A 17,933-nucleotide genomic window follows, 5' to 3' on the forward strand; every position below is an offset into this window, starting at 1 on the left:
AACTTTAACAGTGCTTTTGCGATGACGTATTCAAACGCTATATTACTGGATTTCACTACTACTATCACTTTATGTGTGAGGTACATATCTTTGTTAGCGCGTAGAGTTACCATGAGAATAACTCGCGTAGGTCGTTAATCGCTAGTTTGACTAGTTATCGCCTTCTCATTCTGGATTTGATCTAATATAAATAGTCAAGTTGTGCATTTGCTAATACGGTGGATAAATTTAGCGCTACCCAGTATTAGTCTTGTTGGTAAAAAAATTGTTTTACTCGTATCAGAATAAAAGAAGAAATCTAGCTTTCTAACTGTTTATTTGGTTGGCGATTACGCTACCCGTGCAACCTAAACATTAAATACCACAGAAACGCTAAACACCATAAAGGCTATTTATATTACCATTAATATGTTATTGCCGCTCGGCGGCCATAGTTATTGTGCAATTGCAGCGCTATTCCAGCAATTGCTATACAATATTTTTGAGTATTTATAGTAGTTATTAATTAATGTGTGCCGTGGTTGTTAGTATACCTATTCATTTCCTGGTGGTTAACATATGTGATTGTATGTTAGCTATAGTAAACCTGACTCTTAGATTTTAAGATTGGTGGTCTAGTTCTGACTAGTGGTGCGGTTTAATTGCCTGCAGTTTTTCATTGCTGCGGTAGCAGTTTAAATTCTATCTTAGTGTTAGGTATATTAACCTAGTTAAGTTTTTTTTGATAGTTGTCGGATTAATAGATATTAAATTAGTTTAATACTTAAAACTGAGTTGACTTTATTGTAGGCAAGTTAGCATTCACTCTTGATCGAGATTCAATATTAATGCGATTTAATATGTTAGATCGAGCTTGATAGCGAAAACTTTATGAGTTACGTAGGGTAATTATCGGCCAGTTATGTCTTTCGGCTTCGGCACGTAAATTGTGGTCTGGGTCTACCGCTACTGGGTGTGTTACTTGCTTTAGCAGTGGTAAATCATTTATTGAATCACTGTAGAAGTAACTGCCTTCTAGATTATAACCGCTTTTTTTCAGCCAATGGTTCAAGCGTTTCACCTTGCCTTCACGGAAACACGAGATATCGGTGCTGCGTCCAGTATAGCGACCATTTTTTATCTCACATTCGGTAGCAATCAGGGTTTCAACTCTTAGCAGTTTGGCAATCGGTGCAGTTATAAAGCGATTGGTGGCAGTGATAATCACCAACTTGTCGCCAATAGCGCTATGTTTAGCTAGCAATTTTATAGCCATGGGTAGCATAAGCTGGTTAATGCAGTCGCGCATGAAATCACTGCGCCACTCGTCCAGTTTAGCCATTTCAGTGCGGCCAAGGATTTCTAGGCTAAAATTTAGGTAGGCAGCATCGTCTAGTGTACCTGTCAAATAGTCCTGGTAAAACTTATCATTGCGAGCTTGATAAGCCTGTTGGTTAATAATTCCTCGTTTGCAGAGGTAATCACCCCACGCGTGATCGCTATCACCACTAAGAAGGGTGTTGTCTAAGTCAAATAAAGCTAGATGCATTACAAGTTACTCGCTAAAAAGTCTTTAACAAAGATATTTAGAATACGCTTTTTCTTTATAAGAACCTATATAAAGTATAGAGGCCTCGTTGCCACTTAATGAACCTTTATGGAACAATATTATAATATCCGCTTATGAGGTTGTTGCCGTGATTGACGCCGATGGTTTTCGTTTTAATGTCGGGATCATTCTTACAAATGATATTGGACAGGTACTATGGGCTCGTCGAATCAACCGAGTTGTTTGGCAGTTTCCTCAAGGCGGAATCAACCCAAATGAAACCTATGAAGACGCTTTATACCGTGAACTAAATGAAGAAGTCGGCCTCGAGTGCAAAGATGTGCGAATTTTAGCTTGTACTCGTGGCTGGTTACGTTATCGTCTGCCTCAGAGACTAGTGCGTACTCACAGCCAACCGCTATGCATTGGTCAGAAGCAGAAATGGTTTCTTCTGCACTTACTGTCTAATGAGCGGCGGGTTAGGGTGGATTTGACTAATAAACCAGAGTTTGATAGCTGGCGCTGGGTTAGTTATTGGTACCCATTAAGCCAAGTGGTGACATTTAAGCGCGAGGTTTATCGCCGTGCTCTTAAAGAGCTTGCCCCACGTCTTTTAGTGCGTGAATGACGACGGAGTTCAACCACTAGTCATGTTTAACAAGCTACGTAAGATTGTCCAGGAAATTAAATCTGTTCAGGATCTCAATGGCTGCATTATAGATTATTATGTTGTGCGTTTAGAAAGCTATGGGTAGTCAGGTTAGCTCTGTTGATCTGTAGGATTTTGAGATTAACCGTTTTACGCTGATGGCTGCCGAGTGTTTAAATAGGCTCTTGATCGGTAAATTTAATATGATGTTTATGAAGGTTAAGTTGGTTTGGCAGGGGGCGCGTAAAGAACCTTTTAACCTTGATTACGCGGTGTATCACTCAGAGTTATTGCTACTTGCCGACATTGGTGAAGAGCGCTATGCCGCGTTCTTTGGAGTACTGATCATTCATTATCTAAGTGTTGTAGGCGCTTAGTTGTCTAGCAAAAAGCATACCTCTAGTTTAACGAAGACCAAGAAGCTTTTCTTATAATTATAAGCACAGAGCTTGCTGTGGTTCTTGCCAATGCTGAACCGATTTGTTCAATCCACAGTCTTGGCTGTTAGGGCATGGATATCCGAGGTAGCCAAATCTGTCGGCGTGCCCTAGTTTGCCTAGCGCTGCAGTTATTAGTATAACCGTGACTTATGCTACCCAACTGTCGATCTAAATATAGCGTAAGACAAAACTGATTGACGATATTGATACTGAAATTAAACTATTTAAGATAACTATGGAAAACGCGTTTTAATATGAGATATCACATTCATATAAACTACCTATGCAGTTGCGCTTTGAAGAGCAGGCATGATTTTACTCATAATAAATGATACTCAACAACGCGTCCATAGGTAATAAGTTTAAAATTATAATTAAAACCGACTAGCTGACACACGCATTACGCCAGGTAGTCAACGACTATGTTCACTGTTGCAACTTGATGGATGACGCCTGTCTGTATAAGCACGCCTCGGATATGTGTTACATAGGTTGCTATCTACAACTTATTTACAGGTAGATCGTACTACTTCATCTGGTCTACCCAAATAATATGATTCTGGTCAGTAAAGAACTAATTGCTGCCATGCTGGGCAAAGTGCTATAAAGTAGAACTTATGGGTTCTGGTATCTGTACTTAGTGCTAGTATCTCGCATCTTGCGATCTTGGCTCTAGCTATGGGTATTCCGACAGTGATGGGTTTAGTAGATCTGCCATATTTAAAGGCCAATGGCATAGATAAGATTATAGGTGACTATCTTGGCAAAGTCTTTACGTAATCCATAGTGACATAATATGCAAGTAAGACGCCGAGGCAGTGGAAAAAGAGAAACAACTAGCGATTAGTTTTGATTCGCTGCGCGAGCTATCGTGTGTAAACCATTGACGACTACTGCGTGCCATTATTTATTAAGGCTGGCTTGTGCTAGCTATGTGGCTTATGCTTATTAGCACGATGCTGAAGGAGGCGTATGGTTATACTGTATTGAAGTACCATTCATAAGTAGCTGGTATTTTATTATGAGCAACTGTCTGCTGTTTGCTCGTTGTTAGTGATAATGTGTAGCTTAGATATTGGTAACGATAAATCATTATCATATTTCTAGATCAAGGAAGATGACTACCCTCCATTCTTAGCTAGCGTGGTATACGTGTGATTATCGACTATCCTGAATCTTTTTTGTACATACTCGCGCTATTCTCAAAGCTAGCGAAGGTTCTTTGACAAACCCAAGCATTCTGTTGCCAGATGATCTCTGGTGCTTATAAGCTTTGACACAAGCAGTGCACCTAATTAACCTCGCTTGAGGCTAAATACGCTACGAAGGTACAGATGTATTGATGTAATCGATTAGTTTGATAATTCAAATCCAGTCGGTAATTTACCAAAACTTCAAGAGTGAGCACGGCAAGTAGGCTTCCTCTCAGCTGGTTCTAACGACTTAATTCAATACCTTCTGGTCATAGACTGTAATAACTTGAGAGTAGCTAGCTGATTTTTACGACTACCTGTACTCAGCAGTACAGCAAGTCTTGCAGCATGCAGTGCATGACGCCAATATCCAAGGCATACTAGTGAGTATTTGCGGCGCAATGATCGGCGACCTAGAAGCAGCGATTTTATTCAAAGCAATTGGTTTGGATAGTTTATCCATAAATGCTATCAACTTACCAAAAGTCAACTGGATATTGCGTCAGGTTGAGTCAATATTTATTGATAACCAGCAAGCTATCAATGGCTCTCTACAATTGACGTTGAAAATTAGGACTGATACAGATGATTAATCCATGATCAACAAATACCTTATAGGATTTGCTTTATTGATGCTAAAGGTTTTTAAAACTTCAAATTTCAATTTGAATACAGTCTACAACTCAATAGCCTAGTACTATTGCTTACTTCATTGTAAGTGCAGTATCTGCACTTACAATGAGCGCTTATACTAACTAGTATTATATGGTTTATGCTAATGATAAACGCTTTAGAAAGAGGTGCTCTGTTGCAAATTTTTATACCGGTATACGGTAAGTTAGTAGGCTGCGCAGTTTGTGAATCGTTCAAAATGTATGGTATAACCGCTATCTGCTTCGGTATATATTATTTCTTCAGCATTACTTTTTTGCATTTAGCAATGCAGGTTATGGAATATTCAGATAGGTATTAGATAACTTATAAACTTCTGTCTCCTACCTTATAGACTAGGTGCAGCTATTAGCTTAGTAATACTACCCATTCAGCGTTACCTTATGTGTCATTGGATAGTGTGCATACATTGCGGATGTTTGGCTAGCAGCAGGTTAAGCTAAATGCATAATTAATAATGATTAACTATGACAGTTATCGGCTAGGCGCAACCTAGCTATTCGCTTAAAATAATTAGGTATATTTGGTATGCCACTCCTTTTTGCGTGTTATTTAATGTATTTATACAAGAAATGTTTATCAATTGCATTAAGGTTTAGTTTTATGCTTTTGATCCATTAGCATGACTTAACTATTATATACGTGTTAGTAGTGTATATAGCATGTTTAATGACACATCAGCATAGTTATGTGCACCATGATTTATGGTTTAATGAGGAGTGGTAGTGCTGTTTTACCCAAAAATCAACCCGGTAGTTGTGGCTATCGGTCCTCTGCAAATTCACTGGTACGGATTAATGTACTTGATTGGTATCGGTAGTGTTTGGCTATTAGCTTCCAAGCGTTTAAACCGTTTAAAGCCAACTTGGACAAAAGAAGAGTTCTCCGATATAGTGTTCTGGATGTCTATTGGTATGATTGTTGGTGGTCGTCTTGGGTATGTGTTGTTTTACGCTTTGCCAGTTTATATTGCTAACCCGATGCTAATTTTTGCAGTATGGAAAGGTGGTATGGCGTTCCATGGTGGCTTTGTTGGTGTAATAATCTCAGCATGGTTGTTTGTTTGCCGCAATAGGAAATTATTTTTTCCACTGATGGACCTTATTGCGCCATTTGTGCCGATTGGCCTTGGCGCTGGGCGTATCGGTAACTTTGTCAATGCTGAATTGTGGGGTAAGCCAAGTGATGTGCCATGGGCTATGGTGTTCCCACTATTTAGTGATCCAGCGCAACTGCCGCGCCATCCGTCGCAGCTTTATCAGTTTGGCTTAGAGGGTGTAGCACTATTTTTGATTCTGTATATTTTTTCGCGTAAGCCACGCCCGACCATGGCGATATCTGGTATGTTCTTGCTGTTATATGGGATTTTCCGTTGTATTGTAGAGTTAATACGTATGCCGGATGCACAGTTGGGCTATTTAGCGTGGGGTTGGTTGACCATGGGTCAGATTCTTAGCATGCCTATGATCTTATTTGGCTTAAGCCTATTATGGTGGGCTTATAACTTTCGACAAAAATATTAAAAACGCTGCACTGTAAATTTGCATGTTGAGTTTATTGCGTAACCTTGGTTTTAACAATATCGGGAAATAGATGAAGCAATATCTAGCACTACTAAACGAAGTTATAACTAAAGGATTAACTAAGAGTGATCGCACTAGTACTGGTACCAAAGCCGTGTTTGCCCGTCAGTATAGGCATAACCTAGCTGACGGTTTCCCGCTGCTAACCACTAAAAAACTTCACTTTAAGAGTATCGCTAACGAATTGATTTGGATGTTAAGTGGCAATACAAACATCAAGTGGTTGAATGAGAATAGTGTGAAAATCTGGGACAAGTGGGCCACTGAAGATGGTAATCTAGGCCCAGTATATGGAAAGCAGTGGACTGCATGGCCCACTAAAGATGGTGGCAAGATCAACCAGATTGATTATATTGTCTGCACGTTGAAGAACAACCCTAATAGCCGTCGTATCCTGTTCCACGGTTGGAATGTCGAATATCTGCCTGATGAAACTAAAAGTCCGCAGGAAAACGCGCATGGTGGTAAACAAGCCTTACCGCCTTGCCACGTATTATATCAGGCATTTGTACATGATAGTTATTTATCAATGCAAGTGTATATTCGTAGTTCTGATGTATTTCTTGGTTTACCGTATAACACGGCTGCACTAGCATTGCTAACCCATATGCTAGCCCAGCAATGTGATTTGATTCCGCACGAGATCATTGTAACTACCGGTGATACTCATGCATACAGCAATCATATAGAACAGATCTATACTCAACTGGCGCGTACACCAAAGAAACTACCTGAGTTAGTCATTAATCGTAAGCCAGCGTCGATCTATGACTATAAGTTTGAAGATTTTGCAATTGTCGGCTATGACGCTGATCCAAGCATCAAGGCCAATGTGGCTATGTGAGCTGTTTTGGTCAATATCAATCTAAGCGCTGATTTGCCCACATTAACATAACTGCAGTGAAAACTAAAGTATCTGAATGTCCACAATGTAGGTAGGCTAGCTCTCATATTTATATTGGATTTTACCTCGTATAGACTAAAAATTGCAGATTTTGCCGGCATGTGAAAAGGTTTAGCCATGCTGGTTATACTTCGAGCGACTGCAAGATTTTGCATTGATCCATATTCGATCTATCGCTACAGTATCGGCTTAGGTTAAACAACCGTATTTATGATGCTAACAACTAATTAAGTCTATATATTAATATGGTAAATATGATCGTTTATAAACTTATGTACGCTTTCGTATAAGTTGTTATGAATATTGTGCAAACCACCTAGTAGTATTGTGGATTTTTTAATATAGTCATATCAAGGTTACGGCAGTAATGTATACAGGTCGGCCATGTTCTGATAGATATTAGAAGTTTACGTATCTGGCTTATAACTGGACAGGTTGAGTGTATGCTATTGATACAAAATCAGAAACGCTAATATCTAGCTAGATGGTCTTAAAATTATACACGAGTTGTTCTTGGTTATAACTATAGATGCTTAAGATTCATGCTGTATAAGCCTACAAATCGCACACTCAAGGTTAAACTGATTAATAATACTATGTTCAATACAAACAGTCTATTCAGTACCAAGAACACATTTATACGTTTCAAATAGTTTTTTAAATATAGCGAGAAGCTTGGCTAGCATCGCCAATAACAGCATTATCCATTAACGGTACCAAAGTTAAATTTGTGCTGTAGCGAGTTGATATAAGCGATGGTCAATCTATTGTATTTTTCTAAATGCAACAAGTAAACCAACAAGATTGCATCAATAAGATCGTTAGCTTAATAAGCTCAATAGACCACTTTGAAGATCTAGATGGTAACTTACGTATTTTTTTGTTATACGGGCGTCTTTTTTGTTAGTTAGAGTTTTTGTGGCAGGTCTAACACATGCACGTGCTGTTCTTTTAAATAAATTAGCCGTGTCATAATTGTCTACTCGTAGTTCTGGTATTCTCGTTGCTATGAAAAAGACTTTTTCTTTTAGCTTAATCGCAGCTATCGGTGATAATCATGTAATCGGTGTTAATAATACCATCCCCTGGTATTTGCCTGACGATTTTAAGTATTTTAAGGCTACCACGCTGGGTAAGCCTATCATTATGGGGCGTAAGACTTGGGATTCTATAGGCCGACCGCTGCCTGGGCGTTTAAATATTGTAGTGAGCCGTCAGACCGGCCTTTATCTTGAAGGTGCAGAAATTTTTTCGTCACTGGATGCAGCAATTAAAGGAGCTGAGGTTTGGGCGCTAGAGCATAACGTCGATGAGATAATGCTTATCGGTGGTGCGCAGCTATATAAGCAGTGGCTTGCGCAGGTGGATCGTCTATATTTGACTAGGGTTGCGTTGAGCCCAGAAGGCGATACATGGTTTCCAGAGTTTAATAAGCAGCAGTGGAAGTTAGTCTTAAGCCTAAAAAATCCAGCTATAGATAGTAAGCCGGCTTACAGCTTCGAAGTTTGGGAAAAAGCCTAAGCGCATCTTCAGCAGTACGGCTAATGGGATAAAGATATCACAAGTCAAGGTCACGTTGATCGCGTCGCCTGCTTTTCCCTAGTGACGCGATTTTTACTAGCGTGCTAAGAGGCGTGATATTGAGGTAAGCACTAATAAAATTACGATCATCTACAGTAACTATACCTAACTATTGCCTACTAAACAAGTTAACTAATTAAACCTTAAGACTAGATTACTAGCACAACAAATAACCTATAGCGTATCACTAAATAATATGAATTGCTAGAGCAAACAGGATCCTCTGAGCGAGGTTTCAGTATATGTGAACGGATTTGTACTATGATGAGTTAGTGTGAGTTTACAAGGATTAGTAAGTTGAATGTCATAGCTTGTAAAAATATATATATAATACTTATATCAAATAGTTGCTGTGATTAATTTAAATAAATATCTATTTGCTTAGATAACATGTTTTTAGTATTATTGTAATGTAAGTAGTTATGCTCTGGTGATAATGATCACATAGATTTATTAATGTTAATATGTTTCACTAAAGAAAAAGTACTTATATGGCTTGTAACAAAACTATTTATTGTCACTGCGTTAAAACATTGATCATTGTTAGTTTGCCAAGAAACTAAATAAAACAATTACCACCAACATCAATAAGATTATTTCGTATTCTTAAACAAAAAAACACTAGTTACTACTATAAACTTGAAGAGTTCTTGCTATTATATATAAATGAAAATAGTACAATTACTTGTAATCTTATAAATCTTTCCCCAAAGCTGATTACTTTCAGGGATACCGCGGATATATACTATAAGGAAAGTTAGTTTAGTGACTGCTATTGTTTATAAGGAAAAATATAGTGTCTGCCACCTGTAGATTACTTAGATTTTTCCGGTGTCACTCTTGATATATGCAAGAGCTGCGTCGACTGAGTCGTAGCGTTATGATAAATAGTGTTAGTAACTTATTTATAAAGTTGACGCAGTCTATAATATGGAAGTACGGCTATTTAAAATCTTCATGAGTCAGATTAAGTTATACGGCAAGCTAATAAAAAATAGAAGCGAGGTGTATTTGATCACTATCAAATTAAAGAAATTAGTCTAGGTAGTCGTTGCTTATTAAAAATATGGACAACATTAAATCCAACAGCGTTGTTAACATTAGGTATCCTGCTGAATGACTATAAAACAAGCGACTTGACTGCTGGCTATAAATAAATAGCCGTTGTTAAAAGTAAAGAGAAGGTCGATCTCCATTGAGATTGACCGCATACTTATAAACCCAAGTAACTTGGATGATTGATAAACACTTAGTTATGTTTACCTTTCTTGGTTGGTAGCACAATCTGTAATGGTTAGTCATGACACACTCATCAGTGTCTACTGAATATTATTCAGTAACATAGATGTAGCTATGTAGATCAATCGAAAAAACAAATAATCTAACTGGTTGTTTAGGTTGATATTGCAGTCAGGCTGACTTTTAAAGTTAGTTTTTATTGCCCAGTAGATATTGTCAGATATAAAAACTTCACATACGCAGTTCAGGCATTTTATCTGCGAGCCTTTACAAGCTATCAAGTTTAGCTTTATTGCGTGCAGTACCTCTGTTAGCGCTAGCAGCCAGCAATGCGCAAGCATTTATGCTGTATTAACTTTGTGTAGATGATTCTCTACAGGTTTTCTAGCCTTTCTTATTCTGCGTGATCAGACGTACAGCTAGCTCTTTGTTATTGACCAATAGGTTGATTGAGCAGTTTGGAATTTCGATTAGCGCTTTATTACTATCTTGCACTCGACTAATTGCGTCACTATCGTCAGCTTCTGACGAAGCGTGATTAATAGAAAGGTCGATGCGTCTATGGAGAAATTAGCCATTGTTTAGTAAAGCGCAGGATTTGCCTGGGCCTTTAGATTTTAGATATGAAATTAAATGGAGCATTTCTTGTATACCAGAACTGTTTTTTCTGGTCTTTGTAGCGGATGATCACGATGTCGCTGGTTTTGACTTTATTGACCAGAATACTATGTACGGCGCTATCTTGGCTTTCAAAAATTTTAGCATTGCCTTCAAACAAGTAAATTGACTCATCTACACCAGCTATTTTGACTATGCAACCATCTAAATTGATATTGCCGCACAAGTACGGCTAAGCTACCTTCTTAAGAATATGCTTATTCTGCACTAAGTATGCAGCATTTTTGATGGTCGTCATCAATAGTGTGATAGCAGGTTGATTAGCTAAATACAAAACTTAGGTTGGGTACCTGTTGGGCTAGCCTTACAGAATGTACGCGCGTCTTCATCGTTAGTTTGGGTAATATCCAATTAGCAATGCTTTCGGTAATAGATTTACTATGTACGGTCGGTAGGCTTGTATGTAATAAGCTGCCATGCGCTAGAGAACAGAAAATCAACAATATTCCACCGGTGCGGCGCACATCTTTTATATGGTACTCCTGGATGTTTAGTGTAATTTTGCATAAGTTGAGGTACGTGACTAGACAGACGGTCAATGTTGTATAAGTGTATAGGCTGAAATCAATTTTCAGCTTCTTGTGCTGCTGCTACCAAGTGTAGAATAATACTAGTTAAGTTGCCCATAAAGATATCTATAGGTCATGGCGTTTTCGAATGTCTAGAAGTTAGCGATACTGCGTAGCAGTACTGCCCGATCATCTTCATAGTAATAATGCATGTATAACGTAACAATAAGATTGTCCTGCCTGTAAAAAAATAGATGTTTGCGGTCGTCCATGGGTCGCAAGTATAAAACCGTTGCCAGGCAAAGCTAGATTTAAAGCTTCTATCAAGCAGTTCATCGAGTTGGCGGTGAATATACTGGAACATGAATCTCAGGTTTGGTGGCGTTTCGTTCGTATTCCGCTACTTCTTCGTCAGAAACGCTAGCGTCAGCAGCTATTACCATAGCCTCCACTTTATTAATGCCATGGCAAGCAAGTTGAATTTTGCCGGCTTTGATTGAGCTGGCAGACACGAAAATTGTCGTAATGTTTAAACGTAGGGAGGCTAGCAGTATGCCTGGAGTGATCTTATCGTAGCTGGAAATGCATATAAGTGTGTAAGCATAGCATGCGTTTATCATGTATTCTGTGGAGTCAGCAATAATCTCGCAGCTTGGCAGAGAGCAAAGCATTCCGCCATGGCCAATAGCGCTGTCGTCATTCACAGCAATAGCATTAAGCTCTTTGGCTTATGCCTTCAGTACTTTTGATTTCACTGACGACTAGTTAGTCTAGGTTTTTAAGGTGAACTCTGCCTAATACGAACTGGGTGCGCTAATTAGTAATCTTGATAATGGGCTTTTAAAGCCATAATATTGCATTCCGATTGCACACTACAGTGCGTGTACTCCTGTTATGTTGCTACCATGAGTAGATATCTTCGAGTGATAATCTGGCATTGAAAACATTCTTAGCAAAATTTAGCTACTGTAAAGCATAGAGAGTTTCTCTTGGCTGTTTATAGCATTTAATAAATAGCTAACATCTAAATGTTACCGCTTGTGCCTCTGAGTTAGCGCTCGCTTGCACCGCGAGTTCAAGAATTTACTTAGATGATAATTGATAATAAGTAGTCTAGATTTTGCACTGTAAGTTCCTGCAAGGAATGGCCGTAAGCATGAATATCGCGCTGACGATATATTTTGGTAAGGATTATCTTTTAATTTAGCGCATGCATCGATTAATCTTACATGGGTTGAAAGTTCTTAAATTACTATAGGTATTATTAATACATGACTGCTAGTTTTTTTGTTTGAAATGAGTGCCTTACTGGTAATGAATGTAATGAGCAATGTTGATGCTAATGTATCTACTTTGCTTAAGAACAGCAGTATATTATTAATATGTACCGCTAGGATAAATTATCCTGATAATTAAAGCACTTATTAGTATAGGAAGTAGTAGCATTACGGTAGTGATAGCTTCAAAATTGATGACAGGTATCAGCAACATTTTTGTAATAAACAGTAATTTCATGCTGATATTAATTTATTAGAACAGCGATATACGTTACTATAAAATATAAGGTCGTAATGTTGCCGAGTAAATAAACTACTTTATACACTATGAACGCCAATGCCTGCTATGTAAGCAGTAAGTTGCAATACATCTATAAAAAATTAGCAGCCTAATATTGATTCGCAGAAGTGGCAGGTAAATATCAGCTTATAATTTAGTAAAAAGTAATCCTGATACATAATCAGGACGCTTTTAAATAGTAATAATTCTAGGCAACCTATTGCTAGTGTGCAGATATGGGCGTCCACGATCTATATCATAATATGGCTGATTATCACCTGTTTGCAAGTAACTTTAATTAAAAGTATTAGTGAATATATAATAGCACTTAAGTGACATTATTGTAAGGGATTTTTTTAAATTAATATGATGCCAAGTATTTAGAAAAACTGTCTAGCTTGATGCAAATAAATATGTAACTGTATTTTACATTGGCTATTCGGCCATAATACGACATGTAATGCTGTTAATATGCTGCGATTGGATAATCTCTTGGTATACCTGGGTTATGTCAAGGCTATGGACGCTTTGTTTGATTGTACTAGATGTTATAGTCTAAGTGCTCCTTATTGCCAACAAGGATGCCGTTTTTACTGAATAGAGTTAAGGTTTGCTTGTTCATGCATAGGCATGGCATTAGCGTTATTTTAATATCTTTTACATTCGATGTATGTTTTTAATTTTGCAACCATAATGTTTTCTTTTAATGTTTTACTAGGACGATGATCATCGCTTTCATAACCAATTTTAATTGGTTGGTGTAACGCTATATTGATTTCGTTATTGTAGGTTCAATAGGTAGAGCAGTTATGTAATATATGATCAGTGTTTGTTTTGAGGCGTAAACTTAACTCGAGATGATTTTGTTCCTGGAAACATGGTAGATTTGTATTGTTGTGCAGAGCGTTACTATGCTGCTAGACTTTGCAAGTCTAATGCGCGTTTGATCTCTTAAAGATTAAGGACCACCATGTAGCATAGCTGAAGATCGTCAATCTATTATATTATTGCTTTAGTCTGATATAGCATACAAAAAAACTATCGGGCAGACTTTTAATGCGTAATATACGCAATGTGCAATCCATAAATGATCGTATGAGTAAGGATACTATCCTTAACCTCAACCGTTTTTGAGATATTGCTTACCAAGAATGTAGAGTATTTGCTGGACACTGTTTTAAGTAAGAGGCGCTGATTCGTTAATCATTGATAAAGTGTATGTTTATTGTGAACATACTATCCGGCGATTGCGGTGTACTGCTTGTTTAAGAATTATCCTTATATATAGCGGTTCTGAAACAGACTTACGCAAATGTAGTGCTAGATTGCCGCGTGATTAATACATAAAAATGCGTTCAACACCAGCCGTGCTATGACGAACAGTATAAATGACGAAATCGCCAACGCACTACAATGCGTTAATAATTTTTTTAGAGATCAGTCATCACACAACCTATAGCTAAAATTATTGGCCATCTATCAGAATGACCGACTAGATATGCTCATACCATTTAGTGCTAAATTACGTGTGTTTATCTAATTACGACTTTAAAAATATGACGTTGTTAATCAGCGATCTGGACGCGCACTGATTATTTTCTCAAGAGGCATACATGCCAGAATTACCAGAAGTTGAAATTACACGGCGCGGGATTGCGCCACACCTCGAAGGATATCGTATTAGTCGTGTAGTAGTACGTGAGTGGCGTTTACGCTGGCCTATTCCCAAAGATCTAGATATGCGCCTGTCTGGACTACGCATTATGCTAGTAGAGCGACGTGCTAAATACCTTTTAATCAATACCGAAAATGGCACCTTAATTACCCATTTGGGTATGTCTGGTAATTTACGTCTTGTAAAGGCTGGTTTACCAGCACTCAAGCATGAGCATGTAGACATCGAACTAGAATCTGGCCTAGCTCTGCGTTATACTGACCCTCGCCGCTTTGGTGCAATGCTATGGAGTCAGGCCCCGCTCAATCATAAGCTGCTTATATGTTTAGGCCCGGAACCATTGACCGACCTGTTTGATGGTGAGCGCTTGTTTCAGTTTTCGCGTGGCAAGTCGATAGCGGTGAAGCCATTTATTATGGATAGCAAGGTTGTGGTGGGTATAGGTAACATTTATGCGACGGAAACATTATTTGCAGCTGGGATTGATCCACGTCGGGTTGCTGGTAGTATTTCGCGTATGCGCTATTTAAGGTTAGCGCTTGAAATCAAGCGCATATTAACGACTGCTATTGAGTATGGCGGCACTACATTGCGCAACTTTCTCAGTAGTAATGGACAACCTGGTTATTTCAAGCAGGAACTATTAGTCTACGGTCGTGGAGGTGAAGCATGCAAAGTTTGTGGTGGCGAGTTACGAAATATAGCTCTAGAGCAGAGGGCTAGTGTATTTTGCCGTACATGCCAAAGTTGATAGCCATGTTATCTTTATATTGATATCGCAGATAGTTTAGCTTCTACACTGCAATATATTAACACATTTTAAATGTGCCGATTGACTTGCTTGCGATGAGGTCCATCCGCGAACCATATCATCTTAAGTGTTACCGGTAATCAGCTGATACTTGGTTATCAACTGTTGTTCCGTCTCTAGATAGTTTTCATCTAGAGGAATACAATCAACTGGACATACTTGTTGGCATTGCGGTTGGTCATAGTGGCCAACACACTGAGTGCATAGGTTAGGATTAATAACGTAGATCTCTTCGCCTGGGGAGATGGCAGCGTTTGGGCATTCTGGTTCGCAGACGTCGCAGTTTATGCAATCAGCGGTGATTATTAGGGACATGGATACCTCAAGCCAAGATAATTAATCCAAGGCATACAGAAAACTAATATGCGTAATTATGCCGTATTAGTGCCTGTAGTGCGAGTAGGCGCTGATTGAGTAGTCTTACTTCTTAAAATGTATGCTGAGTGCATCTGCGACATCCTGGTGTACGAACTTAGTAATATCACCTCCTAAAGCAGCAATTTCACGCACTAATGTCGAGGAAATAAATGAATAACGCTCCGCTGGCATGAAGAATAGGCTTTCCACATCTGGTGCCAGTTGGCGATTTATGTTAGCTAGCTGAAATTCGTATTCAAAGTCTGAAGCTGCACGTAAGCCACGCAGGAATACATTAACGTTTTGTTCTCTAGCGAAGTGCGCCAGCAGTGTTGAAAAGCCTGCTACTTCCACGTTAGGCAGGTGTTTAGTGACTTCACGCACTAGCTCTACACGCTGTTCTAGAGGGAACAGCGGATTTTTTTTAGGGCTGGCGGCGACCGCAATGATCATATGATCAAACAGGAGAGAGGCACGTTCAACTATATCACCATGGCCTTTAGTAATCGGGTCGAATGTACCTGGGTACAACACTCGGTTCATCTCGTCATCCTTGCGGAGTCCGTTGAGTGCGGATGGTATAGTAGCCATCCTGGTCGGCCAAGTCAGTTTATGTGGATAGATACTGCTAAAATTCTATTTTTATGCTGTTTTCAGGTGTTAGGCTAATGTTATTGCCAGTTGCACGGTTAACTTATAGATCTATTACTATGGTTTTTGTCAATGTGAGCTTGGAACATTGAGTTATTGTAGATCAACAAGCTACGTAGTTAATAAAGATAGTCGTGATTATCAGTCACCGTGTTTTTTAAAATCTTCGTCTGCTGGCAACTACTCATCACATAGATTCTGCTTAACGTAATTCGACGCATTTTAGATTTTGATTAACCCATTAAGGCTATGCGCCTTAGTTAGGTTATTACGTAGCAGGTATTTTGATTGTGGTATGCACTGTTTTTTGCCATGTTGCGAACTAAATATCAGTAATTATATAAAATATAGAGTGTATCCGGTCCCTATGGGTAGCTTGATACCGAATTCTTAAACAACAGCTAACCGTAGCTGTGTAACTCTATTTTATTACGTAGTCAGTCAGGAAAAAACCAAGTATACTGTAGTGTAAGCAATAACTTAGGTGTTAGTAATCAATATTTTTCTAAGAAATCCCCCAGTGCTATTAACAACGAATAATAAGGGCTAAGTAATCCTTGGTTCTAATAGTAGAGTGTCTAGCTATAAAATATTGTACCGACAATGCTGTCAAGCTCTAAAGCTAATCGGAATATACAAATTATGGTGCATCATAAAACTAGTTCGTCAAATTTACTAAGTTAGTTAGTTAGAGAAAACTAACATTAGATATAGTGACGTGCGTATACCAAGATACATACTCATGGCTGAGTATTTTAGGTGTTTATGGTAACACTAGACTAGTGGTGTTACTGCTGATCAAGTATACAAGACTGAGCGTCAACCGTGATTTTGTGCGCAGTAAGTACTATACGTTATTCATTAATAGTCACCTATTTTAGGTTTCTAATAATGCCTTCTTTATATTTTATGTATTTAGTGCTCTTAGGTAAAGCAACTCTTTATTTTTTCTTTCTGGTCAAGCGCTACCTAATAGACATTTCGTGGGAATAGTCAACCATTCTATAGTTGGTAAACTACCTGAATTAGGCATTGGGCAATTGATAGGTGATTTTAGCTAATGTTGGCTATAAGCTACAAGCTTTAGCTCTATTGTAAAATTTTATCTAGTTTTTGAGGTGCTTGTTGGTTTTAAGCAGCAGCCAGCTGTATTAGGTTTTGCTAGCATAGTTTTCATTTGTGGAAACGAGTAAGCTATGGAGTTAATCCAGTGCTATGGAATGTATAGATAAGCACGTTAGCAGGCATAGCGCAGCTCCCACTTGTTATTGGTATGCTGGGATATTTAGAATCTTAATTCTAATATTTATCGCTAAAGATTATTATGGTTAAATTTGTAGTTTATGCAAAACAAACTAAAACTTTATTAAAAATCTATATGATTAGCGCAATATAAATATCAACTATGATTGCTGCCCCTGTGAAAATTTCTTAGTACACTAAGACTTACGTAATAAGTTATTGGTTATTGCTTTGTCGCTTTGTAAATACAAAGTATTAGTAAGCAGCTTTTGCACCACCTTTTATTTGGCGCATTGTTACTGCTGAAGATAAACGTTTGACTAGTTTACGTCTGATCAGCATATGGCTTGATCTGTTTTGTACTATAATATTGAGCGCTCGCCAGAAGGCAGTCCACAACCAGATATAGGTATCGCTATTTTTTAGCGTTACTTGATTTAAAATAACGTTATTTATTAATGGGTTTATACGTTGGTATCCTGAATATAACTACGCTATAAGACGAGGCTCTAAGTATGTAACACCTAGATTATCTCAATATCATTATTGAGTTTTTTTATACAGCACTAATGAAAAAAAACTCAGTGTACTCTAGCACTAAAGCGATGAAGCATAATGTATGTTAGCCATTAGTTTTATAGTAGTATTTATCAGGCTATCGCAG

Annotated in this window: 8 protein-coding genes and 2 pseudogenes; 6 read left to right on the plus strand and 4 right to left on the minus strand. The window is 38.2% G+C overall.

From position 1 onward, the window contains the following. Window positions 1-868: 868 nt before the first annotated feature. Window positions 869-1,528, minus strand: coding sequence for a histidinol-phosphatase (locus tag C3B55_RS00290; protein WP_129210433.1), 660 nt, complete (start codon window positions 1,526-1,528; stop codon window positions 869-871). Between the two features lie 148 nt (window positions 1,529-1,676). On the opposite strand from C3B55_RS00290, the gene C3B55_RS00295 reads away from it, so the two are divergent. The 5 genes and pseudogenes from C3B55_RS00295 to C3B55_RS00325 all read left to right on the plus strand — a co-directional run bounded on the left by C3B55_RS00295 (window position 1,677) and on the right by C3B55_RS00325 (window position 8,490). Beyond that, a complete protein-coding gene (locus C3B55_RS00295; RefSeq protein WP_129211847.1) occupies window positions 1,677-2,156 on the plus strand; it encodes an RNA pyrophosphohydrolase in 480 nt (159 codons plus the stop codon). 22 nt (window positions 2,157-2,178) lie between these two features. Next, window positions 2,179-4,410, plus strand: a pseudogene (locus tag C3B55_RS04610) (putative PEP-binding protein). A 797-nt stretch (window positions 4,411-5,207) separates the two neighbouring features. Continuing rightward, window positions 5,208-6,005 carry a prolipoprotein diacylglyceryl transferase gene (gene lgt, locus C3B55_RS00315; RefSeq protein ID WP_129210437.1) on the plus strand — a complete coding sequence of 266 codons (798 nt, stop codon included), beginning with the start codon at window positions 5,208-5,210 and terminating at the stop codon, window positions 6,003-6,005. Between the two features lie 70 nt (window positions 6,006-6,075). Further along, a complete protein-coding gene (locus C3B55_RS00320) occupies window positions 6,076-6,909 on the plus strand; it encodes a thymidylate synthase (RefSeq protein WP_129210439.1) in 834 nt (277 codons plus the stop codon). Window positions 6,910-7,977: 1,068 nt separating this feature from the next. Further along, a complete protein-coding gene (locus C3B55_RS00325; RefSeq protein WP_129210441.1) occupies window positions 7,978-8,490 on the plus strand; it encodes a dihydrofolate reductase in 513 nt (170 codons plus the stop codon). Window positions 8,491-10,056: 1,566 nt separating this feature from the next. Here the strand turns inward: C3B55_RS00325 and C3B55_RS04615 are convergent. Continuing rightward, window positions 10,057-11,836 (minus strand): annotated as a pseudogene (locus tag C3B55_RS04615) (dihydroxy-acid dehydratase domain-containing protein). A 2,310-nt stretch (window positions 11,837-14,146) separates the two neighbouring features. Between C3B55_RS04615 and mutM the strand changes: the two are divergent. Then, a complete protein-coding gene (mutM, locus tag C3B55_RS00350; RefSeq protein ID WP_129210449.1) occupies window positions 14,147-14,959 on the plus strand; it encodes a bifunctional DNA-formamidopyrimidine glycosylase/DNA-(apurinic or apyrimidinic site) lyase in 813 nt (270 codons plus the stop codon). Between the two features lie 123 nt (window positions 14,960-15,082). On the opposite strand, the gene C3B55_RS00355 is transcribed toward mutM, so the two are convergent. Next, window positions 15,083-15,334 (minus strand): YfhL family 4Fe-4S dicluster ferredoxin, encoded by a 252-nt coding sequence (locus C3B55_RS00355; RefSeq protein WP_129210451.1) that lies wholly within the window; start codon window positions 15,332-15,334, stop codon window positions 15,083-15,085. Between the two features lie 105 nt (window positions 15,335-15,439). Then, on the minus strand, window positions 15,440-15,919 hold the full coding sequence (coaD, locus tag C3B55_RS00360) for a pantetheine-phosphate adenylyltransferase (RefSeq protein WP_129211853.1): 480 nt from the start codon (window positions 15,917-15,919) through the stop codon (window positions 15,440-15,442). Window positions 15,920-17,933 lie beyond the last annotated feature (2,014 nt).

The organism is Candidatus Pseudomonas adelgestsugas (assembly GCF_004124255.1).
In the GTDB taxonomy this organism is placed as follows: Bacteria; Pseudomonadota; Gammaproteobacteria; order Pseudomonadales; family Pseudomonadaceae; genus Aquipseudomonas; species Aquipseudomonas adelgestsugas.

What these genes read in the sequence shown, in the direction of transcription:
- C3B55_RS00320 (WP_129210439.1), top strand. Translation starts at nt 6,076, where the DNA reads ATGAAGCAATATCTAGCACTACTAAACGAAGTTATAACTAAAGGATTA.
- coaD (WP_129211853.1), bottom strand. Translation starts at nt 15,919, where the DNA reads ATGAACCGAGTGTTGTACCCAGGTACATTCGACCCGATTACTAAAGGC.
- C3B55_RS00290 (WP_129210433.1), bottom strand. Translation starts at nt 1,528, where the DNA reads ATGCATCTAGCTTTATTTGACTTAGACAACACCCTTCTTAGTGGTGAT.
- C3B55_RS00355 (WP_129210451.1), bottom strand. Translation starts at nt 15,334, where the DNA reads ATGTCCCTAATAATCACCGCTGATTGCATAAACTGCGACGTCTGCGAA.
- mutM (WP_129210449.1), top strand. Translation starts at nt 14,147, where the DNA reads ATGCCAGAATTACCAGAAGTTGAAATTACACGGCGCGGGATTGCGCCA.
- C3B55_RS00325 (WP_129210441.1), top strand. Translation starts at nt 7,978, where the DNA reads ATGAAAAAGACTTTTTCTTTTAGCTTAATCGCAGCTATCGGTGATAAT.